This is a genomic window from Roseateles chitinivorans (assembly GCF_050632145.1).
Classification (GTDB): Bacteria; Pseudomonadota; Gammaproteobacteria; order Burkholderiales; family Burkholderiaceae_C; genus Roseateles; species Roseateles chitinivorans_B.
This window is the reverse complement of sequence record NZ_CP192577.1, coordinates 4,049,780-4,075,814: the sequence shown is the minus strand read 5'-3', so window position 1 is coordinate 4,075,814 and position 26,035 is coordinate 4,049,780. Positions and strand designations below refer to the sequence as shown.

Annotated in this window: 17 protein-coding genes; 3 read left to right on the top strand and 14 right to left on the bottom strand. The window is 65.7% G+C overall.

Features of this window, described 5'->3' with window-relative positions; translation table 11 throughout:
- Positions 1-28 precede the first annotated feature (28 nt).
- From ACQ86G_RS18755 to ACQ86G_RS18700, 12 genes are all read right to left on the bottom strand, one after another.
- Positions 29-2,149, bottom strand: coding sequence for a flagellar biosynthesis protein FlhA (locus tag ACQ86G_RS18755; RefSeq protein WP_431256731.1), 2,121 nt, complete (start codon positions 2,147-2,149; stop codon positions 29-31).
- On the bottom strand, positions 2,146-3,249 hold the full coding sequence (locus ACQ86G_RS18750) for an EscU/YscU/HrcU family type III secretion system export apparatus switch protein (protein ID WP_431256730.1): 1,104 nt from the start codon (positions 3,247-3,249) through the stop codon (positions 2,146-2,148). Before ACQ86G_RS18750 ends, ACQ86G_RS18755 begins: the two co-directional genes overlap by 4 nt.
- Positions 3,249-4,031, bottom strand: coding sequence for a flagellar biosynthetic protein FliR (locus ACQ86G_RS18745; RefSeq protein ID WP_431256729.1), 783 nt, complete (start codon positions 4,029-4,031; stop codon positions 3,249-3,251). Before ACQ86G_RS18745 ends, ACQ86G_RS18750 begins: the two co-directional genes overlap by 1 nt.
- Positions 4,032-4,041: 10 nt before the next feature.
- Positions 4,042-4,308, bottom strand: coding sequence for a flagellar biosynthetic protein FliQ (locus ACQ86G_RS18740; protein WP_431256728.1), 267 nt, complete (start codon positions 4,306-4,308; stop codon positions 4,042-4,044).
- A 295-nt stretch (positions 4,309-4,603) separates the two neighbouring features.
- Positions 4,604-5,002, bottom strand: coding sequence for a hypothetical protein (locus ACQ86G_RS18735; protein WP_431256727.1), 399 nt, complete (start codon positions 5,000-5,002; stop codon positions 4,604-4,606).
- A gap of 430 nt (positions 5,003-5,432) precedes the next feature.
- Positions 5,433-6,206: a tetratricopeptide repeat protein gene (locus ACQ86G_RS18730; RefSeq protein WP_431256726.1), complete on the bottom strand. Its 774-nt coding sequence runs from the start codon at positions 6,204-6,206 to the stop codon at positions 5,433-5,435.
- A complete protein-coding gene (locus ACQ86G_RS18725) occupies positions 6,203-7,528 on the bottom strand; it encodes a hypothetical protein (RefSeq protein ID WP_431256725.1) in 1,326 nt (441 codons plus the stop codon). Before ACQ86G_RS18725 ends, ACQ86G_RS18730 begins: the two co-directional genes overlap by 4 nt.
- Positions 7,513-19,737, bottom strand: coding sequence for a LysM peptidoglycan-binding domain-containing protein (locus ACQ86G_RS18720; protein WP_431256724.1), 12,225 nt, complete (start codon positions 19,735-19,737; stop codon positions 7,513-7,515). Before ACQ86G_RS18720 ends, ACQ86G_RS18725 begins: the two co-directional genes overlap by 16 nt.
- Before the next feature lie 149 nt (positions 19,738-19,886).
- Positions 19,887-20,444, bottom strand: a complete 558-nt coding sequence (locus ACQ86G_RS18715) for an SMI1/KNR4 family protein (RefSeq protein ID WP_431256723.1) — start codon at positions 20,442-20,444, stop codon at positions 19,887-19,889.
- An 87-nt stretch (positions 20,445-20,531) separates the two neighbouring features.
- Positions 20,532-20,927 carry a hypothetical protein gene (locus ACQ86G_RS18710; RefSeq protein WP_431256722.1) on the bottom strand — a complete coding sequence of 132 codons (396 nt, stop codon included), beginning with the start codon at positions 20,925-20,927 and terminating at the stop codon, positions 20,532-20,534.
- Positions 20,928-21,025: 98 nt separating this feature from the next.
- The gene (locus tag ACQ86G_RS18705; RefSeq protein ID WP_431256721.1) at positions 21,026-21,340 is read right to left on the bottom strand and encodes a hypothetical protein; all 315 of its coding nucleotides are present in this window, start codon (positions 21,338-21,340) and stop codon (positions 21,026-21,028) included.
- On the bottom strand, positions 21,330-21,929 hold the full coding sequence (locus ACQ86G_RS18700; protein ID WP_431256720.1) for a hypothetical protein: 600 nt from the start codon (positions 21,927-21,929) through the stop codon (positions 21,330-21,332). The genes ACQ86G_RS18705 and ACQ86G_RS18700 overlap by 11 nt, the downstream gene beginning before the upstream one ends.
- A gap of 131 nt (positions 21,930-22,060) precedes the next feature.
- On the opposite strand from ACQ86G_RS18700, the gene ACQ86G_RS18695 reads away from it, so the two are divergent.
- Together ACQ86G_RS18695 and ACQ86G_RS18690 are read left to right on the top strand one after the other, a co-directional pair.
- Positions 22,061-22,753 (top strand): aspartate/glutamate racemase family protein, encoded by a 693-nt coding sequence (locus tag ACQ86G_RS18695; protein WP_431256719.1) that lies wholly within the window; start codon positions 22,061-22,063, stop codon positions 22,751-22,753.
- Positions 22,754-22,909: 156 nt separating this feature from the next.
- Positions 22,910-23,134, top strand: coding sequence for a hypothetical protein (locus ACQ86G_RS18690; RefSeq protein WP_431256718.1), 225 nt, complete (start codon positions 22,910-22,912; stop codon positions 23,132-23,134).
- Between the two features lie 10 nt (positions 23,135-23,144).
- Here the strand turns inward: ACQ86G_RS18690 and ACQ86G_RS18685 are convergent, their stop codons facing one another.
- The gene (locus ACQ86G_RS18685; protein WP_431256717.1) at positions 23,145-24,038 is read right to left on the bottom strand and encodes a LysR family transcriptional regulator; all 894 of its coding nucleotides are present in this window, start codon (positions 24,036-24,038) and stop codon (positions 23,145-23,147) included.
- Between the two features lie 148 nt (positions 24,039-24,186).
- Between ACQ86G_RS18685 and ACQ86G_RS18680 the strand changes: the two genes are divergently transcribed.
- Positions 24,187-25,080 (top strand): SDR family oxidoreductase, encoded by an 894-nt coding sequence (locus ACQ86G_RS18680; RefSeq protein ID WP_431256716.1) that lies wholly within the window; start codon positions 24,187-24,189, stop codon positions 25,078-25,080.
- On the opposite strand, the gene ACQ86G_RS18675 is transcribed toward ACQ86G_RS18680, so the two are convergent.
- Positions 25,067-26,023, bottom strand: coding sequence for an ABC transporter substrate-binding protein (locus ACQ86G_RS18675; RefSeq protein ID WP_431256715.1), 957 nt, complete (start codon positions 26,021-26,023; stop codon positions 25,067-25,069). The two genes, ACQ86G_RS18680 and ACQ86G_RS18675, sit on opposite strands and share 14 nt — an antisense overlap.
- Between the last annotated feature and the right edge of the window lie 12 nt (positions 26,024-26,035).

The following is a 26,035-nucleotide window of genomic DNA, read 5'->3' as shown; positions in this document are numbered from 1 at the left end:
GTCGTGATCGTCGAGGTCATCGTCGAGGTCATGCGGTGGCCGCCGGCGGTGCGCCCACCACGGCGAAGGATTTCAGTTCGATGGTGCTGGGCACCTCGGCCATCGACAGCACGCGCAGATGCGGCAGCACGCGTTCGGTCATCAGCCGCAGCTGGCGGCGCAGGTCCGGCGCGCACAGCAGCACCGGCAGCGTGTTGCTCTTCATCATGCGTTCGGCGGCGGTGGCCAGGCGGCCCAGCAGCCGCTCGGTCAGCGCCGGATCGAGCGCCGGCGGCGCGCCGTCGCTGCCGCGCAGCGCGCCCAGCAGCTGCCCTTCCACCAGCGGGTCCAGCGTCAGCACCTGCAGCGCGGTGCCGTCGCCGACCAGGCCCTGGCAGATGGCCGCGCCCAGGCGCTGGCGCACGCGCTCGCACAGCGTGCCGGTGTCCTTGCCCAGGCGCGCGGCGTCGGACAGCGCCTCGAGGATGGCCTCGAGGTTGCGGATGCTGACCTTCTCGCGCAGCAGCGCCTGCAGCACGCGCTGGATGTCGCTGACGGAGAGCAGCGTCGGCACGAGTTCCTCGACCAACGTCGGCTGGGTCTGGCGCACGCGCTGCAACAGGCGTTCGGTCTCGGCGCGCGTGAGCAGCGTGGAGGACTCGCGGCGCAGCACCTCGGTGACATGGGTCAGCAGCACGGTCTCGGCGTCGACCAGCGTGTAGCGCGCGGCCTGCGCGGTCTCGCGGTGCTGCGGCGCGATCCAGACGGCGGGCAGGCCGTAGCTGGGGTCGCGCGTGACCTCGCCGGGCACGCCGCGAGTGTCGCCGGCCGGGTGGATGGCAAGCCAGCGGTCGGCATGCGCCTCGCCGCGGCCGACCATCACGCCGTCTACATGGATCTCGTAATGCTCTGGGCCGCGGCGGCAGGTGTCGCGCACGGCGATCGTCGGCAGGATCAGGCCGAACTCCTGCGCGTGCAGGCGGCGGAAGGTCTCCAGCCGCTCCTGGAACGGCGCGCCGGCCTTGCCCGCCAGCGTCGACCAGCGGCTGCCCACGCGCAGCTCCACCGGCTCGAAGGCCAGCGAGGCATAGGGATCGCCCGCCCTGCCCCCCGCGCCGGCGCCGGCCGCGCCCGGCGCACCGCTCATGTCCGCCTGCGCACCGGCCGGCGACGCGGCGTCGCCATCGAGCAGCGCGGCGCGCTGCTTCGCGCGGCGGGAGAACCAGGCGGCGACGGCCAGCAGCACGGCCAGCACCGCCAGCGGCGCGGCCGGGATGCCGGGCAGCAGCAGCATCAGGAACAGCGTGACGGCCACCAGCAGCAACGCCTTCGGATGGGAGCCGATCTGGCGGAAGACCTCGACGCTGAGGTTGGTGTCGGACGCGGAGCGCGTCACGATGATGCCGGTGCCCACGGCGATCACGAGCGCCGGGACCTGGGTCACGATGCCGTCGCCGATGGTCAGCAGCGTGTAGGTCTGCAGCGCCTGCGACCAGGACATGCCCATCTGCATGACGCCGACGATCATGCCGCCGACGATGTTGATCAGCAGGATGATGATGCCGGCGACGGCGTCGCCCTTGACGAACTTGCTGGCGCCGTCCATCGAGCCGTAGAAGCCGGCCTCGCGCTCGAGGTTCTTGCGACGGCGCTGGGCTTCGGCCTGGTCGATGAAGCCCATGTTGAGGTCGGCGTCGATGCTCATCTGCTGGCCGGGCATGCTGTCCAGCGTGAAGCGGGCGGCGACCTCGGACACGCGCTGCGCGCCGCTGGTCACGACGACGTACTGCACCACGATCAGGATGAAGAAGACGATCAGCCCGATGACGTAGTTGCCGCCGACGACGTAGGAGCCGATGGCCGCGATGACGCGGCCGGCATCGGCGTCCGACAGGATCAGGCGCGTGGCCGCGACGTTGAGCGAGAGCCGGAACAGCGTGGCGATCAGCAGCAGCGACGGGAAGGTCGAGAACTCGACCGGCCGCTGCATGTAGAAGGTCAGCAGCAGGATCAGGAAGGCGAAGCCGAGGTTGCCCAGGATGAGCACGTCCAGCAACCCCGACGGAATCGGCGCGAACAGGACGATGAGGATGCCGGCGACCAGCGCGACGAGCGCGAGGTCGCTGTGGCGGCCGAGGCCTCCTGCGGCGGCGGGGGCGGCGGCGCTCATGCGCGGGCTCCCTGCGAGGCGGCGGCGTCCGCGGGCTGGCGCGCGCGGCGGGTGTTGATGACCCAGATCATGATCTTGGCGACGGCGGCGTAATGCGCGGCGGGAACGGGTTGGTCGGGTCGCATCTCGGCGTGCAGCGCGCGGGCCAGCGAGGGCATGGCGACCACGGGGATGCCGTGGCGCGCGGCGATGGCGCGCATCACCTTGGCAACGACGCCGGTGCCCTTGGCCAGCAGGACCGGGGCGGCCATCACGCCGTGCTCGTAGCGCAGCGCGACGGCGTAATGCGTCGGGTTGGTGAGCAGCACCGAGGCGTCGCGGGTGCGGGAGATCGAGGCGCTGCGTTGCAGCAGTTCGCGCTGGAGCTCGCGGATGCGGCGGCGGATGCGGGGATCGCCTTCGCGGTTCTTGTGCTCGTCCTTCATCTCGCGATGGCTCATGCGCATCTTCTTCGCGAACTCGCGGCGCGTGTAGCCGAGGTCCAGCAGCGCGATCACGAACATCGTCAGCGCGAGCTTCCAGCCGACGGAGGCCAGGTCGGCGTGCAGCATCTTCAGGAAGGCCAGGCCGGAGAGGCCGGCGATCTCGTGGAACTGCGGCACCAGGGCGGCGAGCGCGAAGTAGACGACGAGCGACATCACGGCCAGCTTGACGAGGGCGCGGAAGGTCTCGAACAGCGTGCGCAGCGAGAAGATGCGCTTGAAGCCGGTGACGGGGTTGAGGCGTTGCCAGTCGGGCTTGACGGGCGTGGTGCTCCAGACGGCGCCGACCTGCACGAGGTTGGCGAGCATCGCGGCGACCATGATGAGCAGCAGCACCGGCAGCATCAGCGCGGCGCCGTGACGGGCGGCCTCGGCGACGGCGGGCCAGTAGACGGGGTCGGCGCGGCCGGCGCGCGTCGCGGTGGCCAGCAGCAGGCGGTCGAAGCGGAACTGGTCGGTCAGCGCCTGGAAGCCGCCGGCGTGGAAGTACAGCATCGCGGCGCCGAAGACGAGCGCGGACACCAGGTCGGCGCTCTTGGCGACCTGGCCCTTCTTGCGCGCCTCTTCCAGCTTGTGCTGGGTGGCGGGCTGGTTGCGATCGAGGTCCTGCTCGGCCATCAGTGCAGCACTCCGGACCAGACGTCGAAGCCGAGCTGGAAGGCACGGGCGACCAGCGCGTCGGCGGAACCGATCCAGAGCGCGAGCGCGGCGGTGCCGGCGACGACCTTGAGCGGGATGCCGAGCGCGAACATGTTCATCTGCGGCAGGTTGCGCGCGATGACGCCGAGCGCGAACTCGATGAGCATGAGCACAACCACGACGGGGGCGGCCATCGCGAAGCCCAGCGAGAACATGCCGCCGAAGGCGGTGACGGCGGCGGCGACGGCCGCGCCCGGCAGCCAGGCTTGTCCGACGGGGATCAGGTCGAGGCCGCGGGCGAAGCCGATCAGGAAGCTCGCGAAGGCGGTGCCGGAGAAGAAGGCGACGAGGGCCAACTGCCGGAAGATGCCGGTGAGCACGGGCATCTGCTGGCGGGTGACGGGGTCGAGGACCTGACCCATGCCGAAGCCGATCTGGATGTCGAGCAGACGGCCGGCGGTGGTGAAGACGGCGAAGCCGATGTTGATGCCCAGCGAGAGGACGGCGCCGAGGCCGAACTCGGAGACGGCCGCGCCGGCGAGGCGCCAGGGGTCGGCGAGCAGGTGTTCGGCGCCGGGCACGGGGGTGCGGGCGAGGCAGACGGCGAGCACCAGGCAGAGCGCGACGCGCAGCGTGCCGGGGAGCGCGGCGCCGATGGGCGACACGACCAGCAGCAGGCCGCTGAGGCGCGCGAGCGTGAGCAGCACGGCGAGGCCGGCCTCACCGGTGGCGCCGGCGACGAGGGTGGACAGCTCGAGCACGATCCGGGCGTCAGAACATCGAGGGGATGCCGGACCAGAGCTGGGTCATGTAGCCCGCGAGCCGCTTGAGGATCCAAGGGCCGAAGACGATGAGGGCGATGGCGGCGGTGACGAGCTTGGGGACGAAGGCCAGGGACATTTCCTGGATCTGGGTCACCACCTGGAAAACGCTGACCAGCAAGCCGACGAGCATCGTCAGGCCGAGCACAGGCAGACAAACCAACAAGCCAGTCCACAGAAGATCCGAGACCATCTGCAGCGCGACATCGGCGCTCATGAAACCACTCCCGATTACCACCGACGCGTGTCGTCGGCCCCTCGTCATGAAAGCGGTACATAGCCGCCTGAAAAATGTGTCGCGATCTTAAGCAGATTTTTCAGATTGGACACATGAGGGAAGGAGTAACAGGACATTGCATCCCCCTTCAGAAGGGGTCAGGTCTCCTCTGGTAGAAGGGGTGAGTCACCCAGATGGGGGTTGAGCAACAACAGGGGGTCGCGTCGACGGAAACAGTTCGACAGACGGGCTAGTAAGCGTTGTCAGACCGGTTAACGCCATGTGGATGACGCCTTCAGGTCGAAGGCTTCCAGGCGCCCTCTTCCATTGACCGTGAGTCACCGCTTGGCGGGCCGGCGTTGTCGTTGCCGGAACCATAGCGATGGCGCATGGCGTCAAAACTACCTGACGCCTGCATCAACGCGCGATTGGCATTGAGGATCAGCTTTCTTGCTGCCTCATCGTGCTCAGCCCCCTGCTTGACCAACGCTTCCGCTTGAGTCAGGGCGCCCCTACAGACTTCGTACATGCCCAATGACTCAAGGTCTCGACGCACCGCTTCCAGACGTTCATAGATCAGAGGGAAGCTCTGCGAGAGGAAGAACTCATTGATCCCTCGTCTGCACAGAGCAATGTTTCCTTGCATTCCCTCGAGTTCGTTCTCGAATTGGGCAATTGATCTCTTAGGCTTCATTCCACGTCTTCCGCGCTTTGGCGCCCATGGCCGAGCCCGTGGGGTGCATTGGTCAACACATCAGCCAGTCAGTCGCGAAGACGCGCATCCAGTTGGACGCCCCAGCAACTGAACTACTTCGGGAAGAGCGCAACCATCGATGAATAGGCCACCTCGCCGCCGTCGAAGCTCTATGCACGAACTGATGGTGCCCCTGCACGCCGTCAAACATAGACCAGATCAGGACACCGTTCGGAACAACTATGCCCAGCGTCATCAGCCGGCCGAAAAGTTCCGGCGAGACGAATTACTCCGCGGGGCCTAATCCCCGTAGCACACCAGCGCGATGAGGACACTCGTCTGAATTGCCTTGCTAACGGTTTCAGCATTGGAAATAGCCGTTCTGGCTACGCCAGGATTGATCGCTTGAGCTCGCGATGACATGTGCTGCTTACACAACTCCCAAGGCCTTGGCAGCTTCCACGAAGGCCGCATTGGCTCGCCAATTGGGATTCGCTGCAATGTGTTGTCGCACCAGTTCCGCCGCCTCGACACGGCGGTTTAGAACGCCTAGTGAGTAGATGCCTTCCAGCAATCCGGGGATCTTTGCAATCCGCCGTGGATCCAGCTTCAACGCTTGTCGCACCGCAGCAATGCACTCCTCGTGCCGATCCAATTGATGCAAAGCTGCGGCCATGCTCATCAAAGACAAAGCGCTCCCTTCGATTTCGTATGCACGCCGAGCGTGCCGCAAAGCGCGTGACCAGTCCTGTTGTTTGAATGCGATCCCAGCCAACTCGAATTGAATCAGCGAGTACTCTGGGTAATCGATTGCCATCGCCTCTCCCCATCTAATTGCCCGATCAACTTTGCCAAGCTTGAGATCGATTCGAACTTGCATATGAAGCAAGTTTGGCCTCGCATTGTTCTGCTTCGTGAGAGCACGCTCCACGACCCGCGTTGCGCCGGTCGTATCTCCCGACAGAAGATACTCGCCCGCCAAACGCACATCAAACATGCCTGTGCCGAGACATGTGGCCTCGCGTTGTTCAACACGCCGCAATGAATCTAGAGAAAGAGGGGCGTTGTTGAGATCAGGTGCCCGGAGCCGTGCCTCACAGTCAGCAGCGCTTAACGCGGCCTGTGCGGGATTCAGCACCATGACACCCAGCAGCGCAAGCAAGACCCAACGCTTGCTGCGGCGCATGATCATTGGTGTTTTCATGGCGTTCTCTTCCAAGTTGTATCCCAATCCCACGTGAGCGAAAGCTTCAGCTTTCCGCCCACCAGCACGGGCGTTGCACCCGCCGTCACAAAGAACTGTCCTCCATTGCGCGTGTCGAAGGAGCGATAGCCCCCGCCCGCTGTGGCGCCAAGCCCTAATGCTTGGACCTCCCCATTGGCCTTGGGCGTGACCGTCAACGGCCCAAACTTGAAGTCGTATCCGGCCTCTCCTTGCGCGCGCAGCAGGGCCGCACTAGCCCCAACGTTGCCGAATGCATTAATTTTTATGCTATTGCCACCAAAATTGAGCCCAACAGCCGTTTCGGCGGTGGCGTCGGCCCCTGAAGAGATGTTGCCTTGCAACTTGGCCCCAAAAGGCGTAGCGCTTCCCGAAGCGTATTCCACCCCCGTCTGCCCGCTGAGGCTGCCCTTGACTTCAAACTCCGTGGTCGACTTGGCAACCGCTTCGAACTTGGCCAAGCCTCGTTCATAAGTTCGCGCGCCTAAGAACTGACCGTCCGTGTCGTATAAACGGCCCAGCGTGTACTCAGTGCCACCGAATTTGCGCTCTGCCTCCCACTTGATTCCATCCCAAATCACGTCCTTCTTGGAGAAGCCTTGCGGTGCCCTCATGGCAGTGTCGTTGACACTGTTTACGGTCCAGGCATCCGCAGCAAAGCGACCAGTCTGAATGTCGCGCGAACCATTGACCGTTCGATACGTGCTGTTGGTCAAGCGCGCACCAGTGCCATCAAAGCTGTCGAACCATCCTTGCGCGCCTCCGGGAGCAGCAGGCGCGACCTCAGCCATTGCTTGACGCTGCACTGCTCGGCCCAGTGCAATCTGCTCATTGACATAGCCTCGCAGCGCCGGATCGTCTCGGTTCTTGAGCGCAAGAATTTTCAACACAGCCTCTTGGTCAAGTTGGCGTCCATACGCCTCCGCCTTGCGGTTCTGCGCGACACGGCTCGCCTCTGCTCGAGTAACAGCCTCGGCATCTTGCTTGGCGGTGTAGTCGCTCCACGCCCTGTCCCAGTTGGCCAGAGCCCTCGCCTTGTCCTCAATGCCCTGATCGACTTGTCGAGACCATTTCGCTGTCATATCAGGCGAGAAGCTGAGGCCTGAGCCTCCACCCATGCGCAAGCCGCTACCAGCCGTGTATGGGGCATCGTTCGCAAACATCTCCCGGACCGCGGCTTTCTCTTCCGCGGTCGCGGTGGGGAAGCGAGCCTCGTCGATGGCTCCCCCAATCGCCGTCCCGAAAGCATCTCCCAGCACCTGCGCGTAGTCGATCTTCCCTCGACCCATCACCGCCACACGCACCGTTTGGGACGCAACCCCCTGACAAGCGCTTGTCCGATCCGCGTAGCTTCGGTCGATAGCTGCATGCTCGATGCGGCCGTTCCGAACGCCTTGCCGACCTGATCTGCGACGGGCGCAGCGACGGCTGCAATCGCCACTGACCTCCAGCTGAAGCTGTCCTGCAGCCCTGTCACGACGCCGATGCCTTGAGTCAAGGCATTCGAGAGTGCGGCCCGCCACGCCATTTCCATTGGGGCCATGCCTGCGGCTGGCCCGATACCCGCGGAGACTGCCCCGCCGATCGCACCGATGCCCACCTGCTTCCAACTGAAGCCACTCTGCATGCCCAGCGCCATTCCAGTGAGCTGGCCAGCAGCCGATCCAGCAGCTCCCGCAGCAGCCCCGGCACCCAGCATCGAAAGAATGCCCTCACCCGCGAGGTAGTTGTAGGTCAGTGCCGTCACCACGACCGCCACGACGATCACGATGAACATCCCCACCGCACCGCAGCCTCCCTTGGCCGGCGGCGGCGGCGGCATCACGACTGGCGCCGACGTGTCCCCGATCAGCTTATCGGCGTTGTAGACCGCGCCGCTCGACGACGAGTTCAGCGACCTCGTCACCTGCGGGATGTTGATCGACTGCCCCGGCTTGAGCTCGACCGTGCTGTCGTCCAGCGTGTTGGCCTCGGCGATGCGGTACCACAGCGCGTCGTCGCCGTAGAAGCGCAGCGCCAGGCTCTGCAGCGTCTCGCCAGCCTGCACGGTGTAGGTGACCGTGCTGCCTTCCTTCAGGCTCGTGTCGTAGCGCAGCCCGGACACGTCCATGTCTACCGCGGATGTCTCGATGCGGTACGGATCCCGGCCTCCCTTGCCCGCGATGTTGCGCCGCGACTCCTGGATCATTCCGACGCGCCGGTCGTTGAGATACAGCTGCTTCTCGCGATACAGGTCCTTCGTCAGCGACACGGTCGGCGTCGCCGGCATCGCGGCGAATGCGCCCGCCGTACCGGTCACGGCGCCGCTGATCGGCGTCCAGACTCTCATCACACCGTCCTGGTTCGAGCCGCTCAACGTCGAGCTGTTTGTCGCCCAGGTGGTCACGATGTGTCCGCTGTTGTCCGTCACGTACCAGCGGTAGGACGTCCCGCGCTGCAACTGCAGCAGGTTGCCGTTGGCATCGTAGGACTGGATCGACTGGCTCGGCGTCATGTTCGTCGGCGTCGAGCTGTTTTCGCCCCACACCTGGCCTGACAAGGCCTGACCCCGCTCCAGATAGCCCTCCTGCAGGTAGTACGAGTAGTCCGTCGTCGTGACCGAGTTCTTGTAGGTCGCGCGCACCTGGGTCGTGCCGCCCGTGGTGCCCTTGAACGCATAGGCGGTCGCGTTCACCCGCATCAGGTTGCCGACCTTGTCGTAGGACAGGGTCTGCTCCGCCCAGGACTGCGGTGTCGTCGCGGTGGTCTGCGACGACGCGATGCCTTCGACGAAGTCCTTGCGCGTCAACGCGCGGCCGTTGGCGTCGAAGGTCGTCGTCGACGTGGTCAGCTTGAACTGCTCCCCGCTGAACAGCGTGTCCCAGGCGTAGTCGACCTGCGTGCCGCTGCTGTAGTCGATCTTGTGCTTCACCACCGCGTCACCTGCCGTGTAGGCGCCGTTGGCGTAGGTCAGCTTTCGCGTGGATTCCTTGGTCAGGCGATCGGCGAAATCGAACTCGTAGTCGAGCCGCGTGCCGCCCGGAGACGTGCCGCCCGTCTTGGTCAGCGACTGGCGACGGCGCCCTTCCCCGTCGTAATAGAAGACGTTCTTCGCGCCGACGTCCGAGATCACGCCGTTGGTCAGCACGCCTTCATTGATCACGACGCGATTCATCTCGTCGTAGGTGAACCACTGGTCGAAGGCGCGCGGCGTCACGTCCTGCACGCCCGTGTCCGAATTGAATGACCGGTACCCCTGCGTACCTTGCACGCGGCGACGGTTGCCGACAGCGTCGTAAGACACGCTGAACGAGTACGCCTGCCCCCCGCTCGGCCCCGACGCATCCTGTGCGGTCGCGAGCCGACCCTGCGTGTCGTAGGTCGACGTCACGTCGCGATACACCAGGCCGCCTTCCTTGAAGGTCTCCCGGGTGCGGTTGCCCTCGGCGTCGTAGTCGTAGCGCGTGCTCGAACCACGGTAGTTGTCCGTGATCTGCCGCAGCAACCCGCTCTCGGTGTATTCGTAGGCCAGGTTCTGACCCCGGGTGGCCGTGTTCGTCTGCGTCTTGAGCGCTCCGGCGAAGTCGTAGCCGTAGCTGTAGACCGCGCCGCCGATGTCGGTGTGGCTCGTCAACTGGCCGGCCGCGCTGTAGCTCCAGGTGGCCGTGAAGCCGTTGGCGTCGGTCTCGCTGATCTTGTTGCCCGCCGCGTCGTAGCTGTAGCTCGTGCGCTGGCCCTGCGGCTTCGCGCTCATCGTCAGGTTGCCGCGGCCGTCATACCAGTACAGCGTCAACTGCCCGGCGATGGACGTCTCCTCGCCGCTGGTCTCGCTGATCTTGCGGCCGAGCTCGTCGTAGCGGACCTGGGCCAACTGGTACGTCCGGGCACCGGGCACGAACACCATGCGACTGATCTCCCGGTCCGCCTTGTCGTAGCTGTAGGTGTACTGCCGGCCCAGCGCGTCGTAGCGATTCATCATCCGGCCGAGGCCGTCGTACCAGTAGGACTCCATCGTCCTGTCGCCACGGTAGACGGTGTCGAGCAGCCCCGCGTTGTTGAACACCCAGCTCGTGTAGCTGCCGTTGCCGTCGATGGCCCCGACCTGGCGTCCCGAAGCGTCGAAGAACGCCTGGCTCAGGATGGCTGCGCTGCTCGACACGCCGTTGGCGTTCACGCTGGTCACGTTGTGCGTGTAGGTCGCGATCGCGTGGTTGCCCGCGTCGTAGCGGTAGGTCTGGCGCAGCACGCCGTTGCGCGTCACGGACAGGACATTGCCCCAGGCGTCGAGCGTCTGCAAGGTGGCGAGTTGCGTGGTCCCGCGTCCCTCGTCATGGCTGACCGTCGGCCCCACCTGCCGGACCGCGCGGCCGAGACGGTCGTACTCGGTCGTGGTGCGGCGCACGCCGCTGGCACTGGCCGCCGCGGCTGGGTCGGCGACGGCGCCGAGATTGGCCGAGTCGCTCGTGAAGCTGCTGGTCACCAGGCCCTGCAGGTTGTACCAGTAGATCGTGGTCACGCCCTTGACGCTGCTCTTCCACAGCCTGCCACCGACGTCGTATGCGTTCTGCTCCGTCAGGACACCGTCGCGCAGGCGTGACGTGATCTCGCCGAACGAGTTGTAGACGACGTCCTCGGCCGTGAAAGTCAACGTCTGGCCGGCCGCGCGCTGCGTCGACGTGAGCGTGCGGATCTGCCGCCCCGCCTTGTCATAGCTGAAGAACTGCACCGCGTTGCGGCTCACGTTGAGCGGCGTCCACATCGACGGCGGCGAGTCCTGCGACGACCATTCCAGGAACGGTTGCCATTGCTTGACCACCTGTCCGCGCGCATCGCGCGAATAGAAGGTCTCCGCCCCGGTCGCCTCTCGCGTCCACACCAGCCGGCTGAGCTTGTCGTAGCTCTGCAGTGTGGTCTGGTCGTTGGCGCTCGTCACTGCGGGCATGGTGCCATCCGTGGTCCGCGTGCCGAGTCGCCTGATGCGCAACGCGTTGCCGTAGGCGTCGCGGTCGTAGGCCACCGCCCGTCCGGCCTCGTCGATCGTTCCCGTGGTCCGGCCCAGCGCATCGAAGAAGGTGCTGGTCGTTTCCGCAAAACCGACCTGGGCACCGTTGCTGACGACGACCTTGCTGCTGCGGGTCTGGCGTCCCAATTGATCGTTGGTGAACGTCGTCACCACGTCGACGACCTGCCGCGCCAGAGACCGGTCGCCCCAGCGCACGCCGATCTGCGTGCCCTGCTGCGTCTCGCTGGTCTTCGCGCCACGGCGGTCATACGCGAAGACGGTCACGCGGTCATAGCCACCCGCCGGATCACCACCGGCAGCAGCCGTGCTCGCGACCGGCTGGGCAAGGACATCTCCTTCCGGATCGATGGCTCGCGCGTACTGGACAACCTGCGTCTCCTCGCCGAAGGCGTTGAACCGATGGTCGGTGACATAGCCTTCCGCATTGACCTCGCGGATCGCTCGCCCTTGCTGGTCGTACACATACCGCGAGCGCGCCACACGACCGACCAGGCGGTCCAGCAACTGGTTGCGGGAAATGACCTCGCCAAAGGCGTTGTAGGCGTACTCGGTCTGTTCCGCCCAGTTGCCTTGCGCGGAGACGGCCGGGTCGTAGCGGAAGGCGTCGCCGCTCAGGTCGTTCCGTGTGGGCCGCTCGTAGTTGGCGACGATGCGTCCAAGCCGGTCGAAATAGGTCGAGGAACTGCGGGAACCGACCTTCCCCATGGCGGCCACGGCGGCGTCGATGGCGGCCGCGCTGGCACCGAGGCTGTCGGAGAACACGGCCCTCGCGCCCAGTCTTGTGAAGCCGCTGTACTCGCCGGCAATGGCCGAGTAGTAGTGCGCCGTGACCTCGTGATTGCCGTCGACTTCGTTGATCAGACGACCCAACTGGTCGTAGGTCTTGTAGCTCAACACACCGCCAACGTCGCGGTTGATGACCGCCTGACCGAACACGTCGTAGACAGTCTGCGAGTAGGTCTCGGTGAGCGTTTCCGTGCGGGAGACGGTGCCATTGGCGCCATTGGTCGCCGAGTTTTCCGCGCCGGCGTCGTAGACGCCGATCGCTTCGTATCGGACGATCGTCTGGCGTCCCAGCGCGTCGTATTCGTAGCGCGTGGTGCGTTGTTCCGGACGCCCTGAAGCTTCGGTGCGCGAGGCCAACTGACCGAAGGCGTTGTAGCTCATGCGCGTCGTCACGACGCCCGGCTCCGGGAGCCCGTTGGGCTTGGCCAGATTGACCTGCGGCGAGGTCTCCTGGATCAGTCGTCCCGCCGCATCGTAGGCGTAGTCGAAGACCGAGCCCGCCTGGTTGGTGTGCCGCGTCTTGTTGCCAAGCGCGTCGTACTCGTAGGACTCGGTGAAGCCTTCGCCGTCGGTGCTGGACTTCACGCGACCGGCCGCGTCGTAGCTCATCTGCCGAGCGCGGTCCCGGCTGGCATCCCGGGCAAGTCGGGATTCGATCTGGGCGCCCGTGACGACCGCAAGCAGGTCCTGGAGGACGATCGGGTCTGCATAACTCGTCGTTCCGACAACTTGGCCGAACTCGTCGCGGCGTTGTTCGGTCACGTTGAAATACTTCCAGCCTTGCTCCGTCCGTTGTGATGTCGCAGTGAAGCGCAACAGGCCGTCCGCGTCGTAGGCGTAGACCGTCTCGCGGGTGTTGAGCGTACTCGCAGGCAACATGGCGCGTACGCCAACGGGTGTCACGACGTCGGTGACAGCGCTCAGATCGATCGGCGAGTCATAGGCGATCGTGCGAGCCACGCGACCCAGGTCGTCGTAGACCGTTTCCACGACTCCTCCCAGCGCGTCGATGGAGAACCTTGGGCGCCCAGCGGCGTCGAGGACTGTCCGGGTGGCCCGGTCCATGACGGTCCTGTTCGCAACGTTTGCGTAGAACGCATCGAGACTCGGGAGCTCAGCCACGCCGTCATAGCGGCGGCCATAGCGCACGCTCTCGATCAATTCGCCCTCGACATTGAAGCGCTGACGCGTAACGCCGCCCGATGCGTCGATGGTGTAAACCGGCAGGCCGGCCGCGTCGTAGACATATCGAGTCACACGGTCACTTGCCGAGGCGCGCGGACGCCAGCGGCCCGGATCGTTCGACTGCGAATTGGCCACCTGCAACGACATCTTCGCGACAAAGAGATGCGACATTTGGTTGCCGGGCGCTGTCGGATTCTTGACAACGTCGATGCGGATGAACGCGGCGCCCGCCGGTGCGGTGAAGTAGCCGTTGAGGTCCTTGTAGTTGCTCAGCAGCGGGCCGCCGGTCCTCTCTTCGACGCCCATCGCCCAATCCCCGTCGCTGAGCGGTCCCTCCGCGACGTAGTTGCCGTTGGCGTCAACGAAATAGACGTGCAGATAGGCGCTGGCTCCATGAGTGGCAGCCAAGACCGACAGGTAGTAACGTTGACCGGGCACCGCCGGCGTGGTGTGCTGCGTCAGGACCGCAGGGTTCTGACTGCCAGCGGTCTGGCTCAACCACAGCGTCCCCTGCCCCGGGACCGACCAATCGGCGTTCAATCGATTGCCCCACGCCACGCCACCGGTGTCCAGCGTCCACACGCCGTACCCGCCCGACGTCCCATCCTTGAAGTCTGGGTTGGTCAGCAGGTTCTTCGACGACGTCGCGTACTGGGTCGTCCGAATCACCCGTCCCGACGTGTCCAGGACGTACTCGACCACTCCGCCTTCAGCATCGATATCGGCGATCTTGCGCCCGACGGCGTCGTACTTGACCCGGGTGATACGATCCGCAGAAGAGACGGTCGGGCGCCAGTTGGCGGCATCAGGCGCATCTGGATTCGCCGTTCGCAACGACATGCCCGCGACGAACAGGTAGGAGTCGGACCAGCCCGGCGCTGTCGGGTTCTTGACGACGTCAATGCGGATGAATGCCGCGTTCGTCGGCGCAGTGAAGTAACCGTTGAGATCCTTGTAGTTGCTCAGCAAACGTCCGCCGGTCTTCTCCTCGTACCCCATGGCCGAGTCACCACCGGTCAGTGGTCCCTCTCCGACGTAGTTGCCATTGGCATCGACGAAATACACATGCAGATAGGCGCTGGTCCGATGCACCGCCGTCAGCACCGACAAGTAGTAGCGCTGGCCCGGGATCGCCGGCGTCGTGTGCTGCGTCAGCACCGCGGGGTCCTGGCTATTGCCCATCTGGCGCAACCACAAGGTGCCCTGCCCTGGCACCGCCCAGTCGTCGTTGTAGCGGTTGCCCCAGGCGACGTTGGCCGCGTCCTGAGACCAGATGCCGTAGCCACCCGACGTGCCGTCCTTGAAGTCCGCGTTCTTCAGCAGGTTCTGCGCCGAGTTGGCATAGTGGATCGACTGCACCACCCGCCCAGCGGCGTCATAGACATACTCCGTCACGCTGCCCGCAGCGTCGATGTCCGCCACCTTGCGACCAACGGCGTCGTACTTGAACCGCGTGATGCGATCACTTGAGCTCAGCGCCGGCCGCCAGTCGAGGGCGGACGTGGAGGTAGCGGCCTGCGACGTGACACGAGTCGCGTACTGCGCCGTCCGAATAACCTGTCCGGCGGCGTCGAGCACCGACTCCATGACGCTGCCCGTCGCGTCGATCTCCGCCACCTTGCGGCCAGCGGTGTCGTATTTGAAATGGAACTGCCGATCGCTGGCAGCCTGTGAGGGACGCCAGTTCACTGGATCCGATGCGGCAGAAGGGGACACCGCCGTGGCGTAGCCGATCGTCCTCGCCACCCGGCCAGCGTTGTCGTAGATGAACTCGGTGACGCTGCCGCTCGGGTCGATCTCAGCGACCTTTCGCCCCGCCGCGTCGTACTTGAATCGGGTCTTGCGGTCGCTTGCCGAGGCCGGTGGACGCCACCGGTCAGGATCGGTCGAGGCTGCATCGGCCATCCGCAATGACATGTTCGCCACGAACAGATGGGACGTCTGGTTGCCGGACGCTGTCGGATTCTTGACAACGTCGATGCGGATGAACGCGGCGCCCGCCGGTGCGGTGAAGTAGCCGTTGAGGTCCTTGTAGTTGCTCAGCAGCGGGCCGCCGGTCCTCTCTTCGACGCCCATCGCCCAATCCCCGTCGCTGAGCGGTCCCTCCGCGACGTAGTTGCCGTTGGCGTCAACGAAATAGACGTGCAGATAGGCGCTGGCTCCATGAGTGGCCGCCAAGACCGACAGGTAGTAACGTTGACCGGGCACCGCCGGCGTGGTGTGCTGCGTCAGGACCGCAGGGTTCTGACTGCCAGCGGTCTGGCTCAACCACAGCGTCCCCTGCCCCGGGACCGACCAATCGGCGTTCAATCGATTGCCCCACGCCACGCCACCGGTGTCCAGCGTCCACATGCCGTACCCGCCCGACGTCCCATCCTTGAAGTCTGGGTTGGTCAGCAGGTTCTTCGACGACGTCGCGTACTGGGTCGTCTCGATCACTCGACCGGCGGCGTCATAGGTGTAGCTGGTGACTGCGCCCGCGTTGTCGATCTGACCGACCATGCGCCCGGCTGCGTCGTACTTGAATTGCGTCACCCTGTCGCTGGAGGTCGTCGCGGGACGCCAGCCCTGCACGTCGGTGGCATTCGGATTTGCCAACTGCAGCGACATTCCCGCAACGAACAGGTAGGAGTCGGACCAGCCCGGCGCTGTCGGGTTCTTGACGACGTCAACGCGGATGAATGCCGCGTTCGTCGGCGCAGTGAAGTAACCGTTGAGATCCTTGTAGTTGCTCAGCAAACGTCCGCCGGTCTTCTCCTCGTACCCCATGGCCGAGTCACCACCGGTCAGTGGCCCCTCTCCGACGTAGTTGCCATTGGCATCGACGAAATACACATGCAGATAGGCGCTGGCCCGATGCACCGCCGTCAGCACCGACAAGTAGTAGCGCTGGCCGGGGATCGCCGGCGTCGTGTGCTGCGTCAGCACCGCGGGGTCCTGGCTGTTGCCCGTCTGGCGCAACCACAAGGTGCCCTGCCCTGGCACCGCCCAGTCGTCGTTGTAGCGGTTGCCCCAGGCGACGTTGGCAGCGTCCTGAGACCAGATGCCGTAGCCGCCTGACGTACCGTCCTTGAAGTCCGCGTTCTTCAGCAGGTTCTTCGTCGAGGTGCCGTAGTCGATCGTCTTGATCACGCGCCCGAGCGCGTCATAGACGAATTCTTTGACCCCGCCGGCGGCGTCGATCTCTGCGATCTTTCGACCCGCGGAGTCGTACTTGTATTGCGTTCGAGCGTCCAGCACGAGGTCGCGAGCAATGGAAGCGAATCCGTTGGATATCAGCCCTTGCCCGGCGTCGTAAGTCTGGATCCCGGTCTGGCGCGTGGTGTATAGGACCGTTTCCGCGACGCGCCCCAGCCCGTCATACACGTTCTCGCTCAGCCCGTACTCCGCATCGAGCGTGTACTTCAACCGCCCTTGCGCGTCGTAGATGTAGCGTGTCTGCTTGCCATTCGGATCCGTGACGCGGGCGAGGTTGCCCTGCACGTCATACGCGTAGAGCGTGGTGATGTTCAGCCCAGCCGGATCGACGCGCTGCGAAACCTTTCGCCCCAGCGCGTCATACCCGTACTGGGTCACCGTTCCAGCGGCATCGGTGCTCGTGAGCACCCGCCCTTGCGCGTCGTACGTCGACGCCGTCGTCAGGCCGAGCCGACCCTGATCCACCGTCACGCTGCGCGCATTGCCCTGCACGTCGTAGACCGTCCGCGTCACCGTCCCCGCCGGGTCGGTCACGTCGAGGCGCCGGTTCGCGTCGTCGTACTGGTAGCTCGTGGTGAGCTTGAGTCCCGCGGGATCGGTCGTCTGCGTCAGCACGCGATCCACCGCGTCGTAGCTCCAGCCCGACTCCTGCAGCACCGCGCCGCTTCGCAGCGAGGCGATGCTGCTGGCTGACGTCGCAGCCGGACTCTTCGTCGAGTACCTCAGCTCGCGCACCACGTTGTCGTTGGCGTCGTAGCCCTTCTCGGTGAGGTAGTTGAGCGCGTCCAGCGTGGCGACCAGGCGTCCTTGCGCGTCGTAGAAGTAGCGCGTGGTCGCGTCGCCGTCGGCGGCCTGCGGACGGAGTTGTGCCAACGTGCCGGTCGCAGGATTTGCGGCGGTCACCCGGTTGGCGCGCCGCACCGTGGTGACGAGTCGGCCCGCGTCGTCGTACTGACTCTCGACCATCGTGCCGACCGCGTCGAGCGTGGCGGCCACTCGGCCATCCGCGTCGTAGAACGTGCGCGTCCAGCCGTCGCCCGCGTTCTGCGCCGGCGCAATCGCGCTGGCAGCCGGCTTGTCGCCCAGCGCCGAGACGTCGATCAAGGTCGCATACCGGCGCGTCATCACCACGCGCGAGCTCCGGTCGTAGGTGTACTCGACCACCTCGCCCAGCGCGCTCACTTCCTTCACGAGCCGGTTGACCTCGTCGTACACGCGCCAGCTGCGCTGGTCCTTCGCAGTCGCTGCGGGACGCAGCGCATCGATGGACACCGTCAGCGGATTGCCCGACCCGTCCACCAGCACCGCGGTGTTGATCAACGTGCCGTATCGCAGCGTCGACGTGACCTGCCCGTTCCTGTCGAAGCGGTACTCGGTCAGGGTGCCGAGTGCGTCGACATCGCCGACCCGGCGTCCCGCCGTGTCGTAGACGTACCAGTGCCGATTCCCCGTCGCATCCCTGCTCATCAGCAGCTGGTTGCGCGCGTCGTAGGCGTAGGTGGTCTCGCCGAGGTTCGTCGTCTGCGCGCTGCCTTCGAGCACCGACACGAGCCGACCGGCCCGGTCGTAGCTGCTCGTCGTGATCAGCCCGTTGAACGCCGAGACCTGGATCTTTCGATTGGCGTCGTCGTAGATCGTCGTCGTGAGGCGCTGCGCGGCGTCGGTGGTCGTGCGCACACGACCGAGACCGTCGTACGTGTAGCCCGTCGTGCCGTTGCGCGGATTGATCGTCGAGAGCAGCTTGCCGTGCCGGTCGTAGACGTACTGCGTGATCGAGCGCGTGTCGTCCGCGATGCCGACGCCCTGGGCGTCGACCTTGCCGTACTCGATGGACTTGTTGAGCTGTCCCAGGCCGTCGTACTCGAAGTCTTGACGCTGAGTCCGTGTCAGGTCACGGGCAGCGGCCCAACTGCTCATCGTCGCTTCATTCGGGACCGCGTCGTAGGCAAGGCCTGCCACCGCATACGCGCCTGCGGCGTACTGGATCGCTGCATTGCGTTCACCGAAGCCGTTGTAGCGGTACTCGATCACTCGCCCTTCCGGGCTGATCTGGAAACGCAGTTGCGTCGGATTGGCCTGCGCGTAAACGAAACGCGTCGAGGCGGAGGACGTCGAACCGTCTCCGGCAATCGACTCGGCGACGAGCTGCTGCGACCCGTTGTACGCGCGGATCACGACGTTGCCGGCCGAGTCCGTCTGCTTCGTAGCGTTGCCCCAGCCGTCGTACTCGGTCGCGACCCAGCGCCCTTCCCCGTCGGTGACGCGCGTGACGTCGCCGTTGCCGTTGTATTGGAAGCTCGTGCTGGCGATGGTCCCGTTGACCGCCGGCGCGTCCACCTGCAGCAGCTGCCCTTGCGCGTCGTAGCTGTAGACGGTGTTCTGCAGCCGCGCGTCGGTCACCGTCGTGCGGCGGTTGGCCGTGTCGTACGCGAAGCGCGTCACCGCGCCCAGCGCGTCGGTGAGCGTCTCCACCCGGTAGTCGCTGCCGACCAGCTTGTAGGTGATGGCCAGGCTCGTGCCATCGCTCTGCGCGACGCTGGCCACGCGCGTGCTCGCGCCGTCGTAGGTGTAGGTCGTCTGGTAGACCTTGCCATCCGCGATGGAGCCGTCCTGCGGCGTCAGGTCGACGGTGACGGTGCTGAGGCGGTTGCTGGCGTCGTAGCCGTAGCGCACGCGCGTCTCGCTCAACCCATCCTGGCCGACGGTGCGGATCTGCGTCAGCAGCGTGCCGTTGTAGTCGTAGAAGGTCCGTTGCGTCCCGCTGCCGTGGCTGACCGAGGACACCAGGCCGTTGGACCCGTACGTGTACTGCAGCGAGTTCCCCGCTGCGTCGTTGGTGGCGACCAGCCGGCCTTGCGCGTCATAACGCTCGCGCAGCCGGGTGCTGCCTTCGGTCCAGACCAGCTCCCCGGTCCCTGCGACGTACTCGATGACATCGTGCGCCCCCGCGCCCGCCGTCGAGAGGTAGGTACCCGTGCCCGTGTTGAAGCTGAACACCTGCACCGCACCGTCCCGGCCGATGCGCTGGATCGTGCTGCCCGCCGTGTTGACCGTGCCGAAGAGCTGGATCTGCCGGGCATACAACCCCAGCGTCCAGTTGTCGCCGTTGTCATCGTTGAGCTGGCCCTGGCTGTTGTAGGTCCGCAGGCTGGAGGCGCTCAAGCCGTGGCCGGCGAGCAGCTCGTCCTGGTTCTGCAGGATCAGGTTGCCGGTCGACGCGTTGACGTAGGCCAGCGCCCCCGCCCGACCCAGCGCCGCATCCCCGAACGATCCCCGTGCCCCCAGCCCGCCCAGCGAACCCAGACTCAGACCCAGGCCATTGCCCGCAACGATCGCCACCATATCCGCTCCCCCTGCGGCTCCCGCCGCCCCTTGCCTGAACCGCCGGCAGGCGGTCTTCTGGGGAAGTTGTCCGGACTTCTGGAGGATGGTTTAGCGGCTCGGCATCCAGTGGGCGAATACCAGATCAAACCCACCCCATAGGACGACGCTCAGGCCGCCAGCTGTCTCCAGTACTCGAAGGACTCGGCGGCAACGAGCGCTGCGACGTTCTGCGCCAGTGCGACGCGGTCGTTGCAGTCGACCCGATTCGACAAGACGGTGCCCACCCCTCGGAGAAACACCAGGAAGGAACTCGCGACCCGTTCCGCAGTGGGCCAGGGAAGTTCCACGTCCGATGCCAGGACTGCGCCATCGGCACTTCGCAGCAGGATCCTGTAGGGATCCGAATGTGCGATCAGGAGAAGTCCTGCCTGCTTCAGACCCGCCGTGCTCGCCGGACCCGGGCGATTGAGATCGAGCAATTCTGACGGGTAGCTTCCAGAGTACCCGAACGCCACCGGGCCCACTGTCAGGCGACCGAAATCGTAGGTCTGCACGAGCTGACGGAAATCGGAAGGGAGCAGCATGCCAAGCGTTGTCTCGACGGTGTCCAACGCTTGGGACGATGCGCCTCCCTCGATCAACCGAAGCCCACTGAGCGCGGGTTCCAGCGGAAGGAACGCAAGATCCAACTTCTCGCGGATCTGGTCAATGGACAGCAGCTGCATGTTCATCCTCAATGATGCCGACGCTTCGCGATCAATCCGGCACCGCAAAGATCAAGTCCTCACGACGCTTGCCGGCGAGTTCAATCCTCATGACCTGTTCGGAGATTCATCACTTCGCGCAAGCTGTCGCACAGCCTCGTTGACGCGTTCGACGGCCTGCCAGTCGACATTGGCGGGCGCTCGTTCCAGCACACTGAAGACCTCCTGCTCGATGCCGGCATCAAAGCCGTACCGGGCTTGATATCGCTTCGCGAACACCAGAATCCAGTAGTACGCATTGCAGAACGCGATCGGCTCCGGCAGGTCTGCGACGTTCAGCTCGCCCCTCAACTCGACGTTGAGCAGCGCAACATGACGGGCATACGCCTGCCTCAAGTCATCGTCCAGCTCACGCCAGCGAACGGAAGGGACGCTCTCTGCAAGACACAACAGCAACGCGTCGCCAACAGCCAATCGGTCTTCCGGAATCAGGATGTCTCTCATATCGGTCCGGGGGATTCACCGTAACTTCAGACCGCGCGTGGGCGCGTCGAAGTCCTCTTCGTCGGCATGCTCGATGGCCAAGGCCCATCGCAGGGCACTCACGATCGCAGCTTCGACGTCGACACCACGAACTCGGTCAGTCCTTCGGTGGACTCGACACTCCAGGGCCGTTCGATGCTCACTCGCGAGAGCTCGTGTCCCTTGTCGTCCGTCCATTCGCCCACCACTTCGCAATCGATGGCGCCAGGACAGGGGTAGCTGCTCGTAGAGACGAGGTTTTCGGTCGTGACGACAGACGCCTTCTCGATGAAGACGTGCGACTTCCCGAATGCGTCGACCAGCACGCACTCGATGAAGCCCGGAAAGTCTTCGTCAACGAATCGGGAGATCTGGATGGCAACGCTAGACCGCATGGTCGTTCATCGTATCGGTCTCTTCGCTGTCTTGCGCGCCGCGCTCACGGTTCCGAGATACACCGGACACTTCGGGGGCAGGTCTGCGTCTGCGCCGCGGCTGAGCGCGCACCGTCGACACGAAGGTTCGAGCCGCTTCGAACGGATGCCACACGACAAGGTTGGTGACCAACGTCGTGGCTGACGGCATTGGCCTCGGAGCGCATTCGACCGGCGAGCCATGGACAAGACCGTGCCCACAGGGGTCCACCCGCAGTGCGGGCGGATCCTCGCGGAGCTCCTCGCAGAGATCGTCACCTTCTTCATCGCCTCGCACGATTGCCGAACCCTTGGCGCACACCGACGTCTTCCTGGCCGCATGCTGCCGCTCGATCATCGCCTCGATGTCCGGCCGGCGAGACATCGTCGCGAGGAGTTCCGGCTTCGCAGCCGACCTCGCCGATTCCGCCGGCGCCAGGAGCTTCTGGTGGTGATCCCTCATCACGGTCGGAAAATCCGCCGTGGCCGCGCCCGAGAGCGCGTTGTTGCCCGGCCTTGCAGCGGTCGGCGGAACGTAGGGCGTCGATGGAAGGGCTCGGATGCTGGTCATGGGAATCCTCATGGCTCGGCGTCATTGTCTACCAACTAGTAGATTGCAATCAATGCCGGGGTGTCGGATTCATTCGCGCGGGTGCTACGCTGACCTCCAGTCAACCCCGGCTCACGTCGATCAACACCGCCATGAAGCTCATCGGAATCCTCGGCGGCATGTCCGCCGCCTCGACGCAGACCTACTACCGCCAGATGTGCGAGATCACGCGCCGGCGTCTCGGCGGTCTGCACTCGCCGGAGCTGCTCATCCGGTCCCTCGATTTCGCGAGGATCGAGCAGTTGCAGTCCAAGGGGCGATGGGAGGAAGCCGGAGAGATCCTGAACGCCGAGGCCAAGGCGCTGGAGCGCGGCGGCGCGGACTTCATCGTCCTGGCGACCAATACGATGCACAAGCTGGCTGATCAGATGATGGGCGGGGTCAGCATTCCCCTTCTGCACATCGCGGATGCCACGGCGGCACGGATCCAGAAGGCGGGTCTCAGGACACCCGGCCTGATCGCGACGGCATTCACGATGGAGCAGGCGTTCTACGTGGATCGCCTCAAGGCCACCCGCCTCCAACCAGTGATTCCGGGCGATGCCGATCGGGCGGACGTGCATCGCATCATCTACGACGAGCTGTGCAAGGACATCACGACGGATCACAGCCGCACCCGGTTCGAGGACGTCGCGCGCCGTCTGGTGGACAGCGGGGCCGATGGCATGATCCTCGGCTGCACCGAGGTCGGGATGCTGCTCAACGCCGGCAATGTCTCCGTGCCCGTCTTCGATACGACGCTGATCCACTGCGAGTCGGCGATCGAGCTGGCGCTGGCGCCCTAGCCGAGGCCTGGTGGTGGCGACCGTCGTACGCCCCGAACAACGCGGACACCCCGCCCCCTCCCCTGATCCGGGGAGCCGCGACGCGCCGGTGCTATTCCCTATGTTCGCTACCGAACATTACCGACTACGATTTCCCGACAAGAACGAGGAGTCGGGATGCGAGTCGCGCAATGGGCGGCGGCGGTGGCCGTCGCGGGGATTGCCGTCTGGAATGCACGGGTGGGTTGGGAACTCCATCCGTCGCAGCCGGAAGAGGCGCTGGGCAACTTCCTGGGGTCGGCGCTGCTGCTGGCCTGCAGCGCCGCATTGGCATGGAGCGGCAGGGCCAGACCGCAGTCCCGCAGGAACGAGCGCCAGCACCCCGATCCGCACTGCCCCTGAGGCAGCCAGCCTAAGGCAACCGCTCGCGCAGGACCTCGATGAACGCCTGGAGCGCCGACGGCACCTGCCGATGGCCCGGGTAGTACAGGACAAGACCCGGCCCCGGCGGGCACCAGTCGTCCAGCACCACCTCCAGCCGTCCGCTGCGGAGATACGGCGCCACCGCGGGCGCCGGCACATACGCGATGCCTCGATCCTCGAGCGCCGCCTCCACCATCAGCGCAATGCTGTTCAAGGTCAGACGGCCCGGCACATCGATCGCGACCTTCTCGCCACCGCGCTCGAACTCCCAGCGGTACAGCTTGCCGCTCGGCATCCGGTGCCGGATGCCGGCGTGACGCTGCAGATCCTCCGGTGACTTCGGCGGGCCCGCCCGCTTCAGGTAGTTCGGCGATGCGACGGTCACGAAGCGGATGTCACCGCCGAATCTCACCGCCACCATGTCCTGCGGCACCGTTTCGCCCAGGCGCACGCCGGCATCGAAGCCGGCCTCGACGATGTCCACGAAGCGGCCCTCGGTGACCAGGTCCACCGAGACGTCGATGAACCGGTCCAGCACCCACGGCACGACCTCCCGCACCAGGATCCAGGCCGCCGTCTCCGGTGCGTTGATGCGCACGGTGCCCGCCGGCACGCCCCGTGTGGCCGACGCCTCCGCCAGCGCGGCGTCCACGTCCTCCAGGACGGGCGTCAGCCGCGCGAAGAGCCGCTCGCCGGCCTCGGTCAGCGCGACGCTGCGCGTGGTCCGGTTGAGGAGCCGCACGCCCAGGCTTTCCTCCAGCGTCTTCATCGCATGGCTGAGCGTGGAAGGCGCCACGCCGGCCTCCTCCGCCGCGCGCCGGAAGCTGCGATGCGTCGCCACCAGGACGAACGCGTTCAGGTCGTTGAAGGAAGGACGGGGCATGTCGCTGAAGACTCCAAGGCGGGATCGGCGGATGAGGCGATCGGCGGGATTGATGGCCGGATTTCATCAGCCTGTTCGGGAGGACGTGCCAATGCGCGGGAAGCCAGGACCTACGCTGAAAGCCATCCCATTCTTTCAGGAACAAAGCATGAGCAAGACCTGGTTCATCACCGGCGTGTCCAGCGGCATCGGTCGCCTGCTGGCCGAGAAGGCCCTGTCGCGCGGCGATCACGTCATCGGCACGAGCCGCAACGGCAACGCCCTCCCCGATCTGCGCGAGCGCCATCCGCGGCATCTGCGGATCGTCGGCCTTGACCTCAAGGATCCGGCCGCCGTCCGCGCTGCCGTGGACGACGCCTTCGGACGCGCGGGACACATCGACGTCCTGGTCAGCAATGCGGGCTACGGCGTCTTCGGCGCCGCGGAGGAAACGGATGACCGCCAGCTGCGGGACATCATCGACGTGAACCTCATCGGCGCCATCGCGCTGATCCGCTCGGCGCTGCCGCACCTGCGCGCGCAAGGCGGCGGACGCCTCCTGCAGATCTCGAGCGAAGGCGGTCAATGCGCCTATCCCGGCTTCAGCCTCTACCACGCGACCAAGTGGGGCGTGGAAGGCTTCGTCGAGGCCGTGTGCCAGGAGGTCGCCGCCTTCGGCATCGAGATCACCCTCGTGGAGCCCGGACCGGCCCGCACCGACTTCGGCGTCAATCTCGTGAAGACCGCGCCCACGCCGGCCTACCAGGACACCCCGGTGCAGCAGCTGCGCGACGGGCTCGACGGCAGCTGGGTCATCAAGGGCGACCCCGACCGGATGACGACCGCGATGCTGGAGATGGTCGATCGCCGCGAGCCCCTGCCCCGACGCCTGGTGCTGGGCGCGGACTCGTACGCGAACGTCAGGCAGGCCCTGTCGAGCCGTCTCTCCGCGTTGGAAGCACAGCGGGCGGTCGCCCTGGCGGCGGACTTCACGGACAGCGAGTTGGCTGGACTCCAGTCGAAGCCTGCCAGCAGGACCGCGGTCGACGCTAGACCAGCGTGATGGTCGGTTTCACATCCAACCGCTGCTTCAGCAGCCCCACCTGCAGATAGAAGTCGGCGCTGCGCTGCTGGTCCGCGAGCACCTGGTCGTCGAGCGCGATCCAGCGCGTGGCGCGGCGCTCGAACTGCAGCCGCGCGGCCTCGACGGGGATGCCGATGATCCGCGCCAGCGTCGCGGAGAACTCCGGCACATGCTGGTAGGACCAGGCCTGCGCGCGTTTCACGCGCTGCGCCAGGTCGGCCAGCGCGTCGCGCTTGGAAGCGAGCGCCTTGTCGGTCGCGGCCAGGAAGCTCAGCCCCGACCACTGCCCTCGCCCGCTCACCAGCACGCGCGCGTGGCCGGCCGTTTCCGCCAGCGCGGTGTACGGCTCCCACGTCGCCCACGCGTCGAGCGAGCCTTGCGTCAACGCGAGCTTCGCCTCGGCCGGCGGCAGGAAGCGGATCTGCGCGTCGTCCGGCTTCAAGCCCGCCGAGGCGAGCGCCTTCAGTGCGATGAAATGCCCGATCGACCCGCGGTTCGTGCCGATGGACCTGCCCTTGAGATCCGCCGCCGTCTTGAACGGCGAATCCGGCCGCACCAGCACCGCCGTGCCGTAGGCATCGGAGCGGTTCACGGCGAAGGCCTTGATGCGCGTGCCCGCGGCGATCGCGAACAGCAGCGGCGCATCGCCGATCGGGCCGAAGTCGACGGCCTCCGCGTTGAGCGCCTCGGCCAGCGGCGCGGCGGCGGGGAACTCGCTCCACTGGATGTCGTAGGGCAACTGGCGGAGTTCATCGGCCGCCTCCAGCAACGCGCGCAGGTTGCCCTTCTGGTCGCCGGCCTTCACCAGCACGCGGCCTTGTGCGCGCGCGGAGCGCACGTAGGGGACGGCCGTCAGCGCCGCGATCGCGGCGCCCTGGGTCAGCACGCGACGGCGCGAGGGATCGTTGGAATGGGAACTCATGCGGTCCTCGAA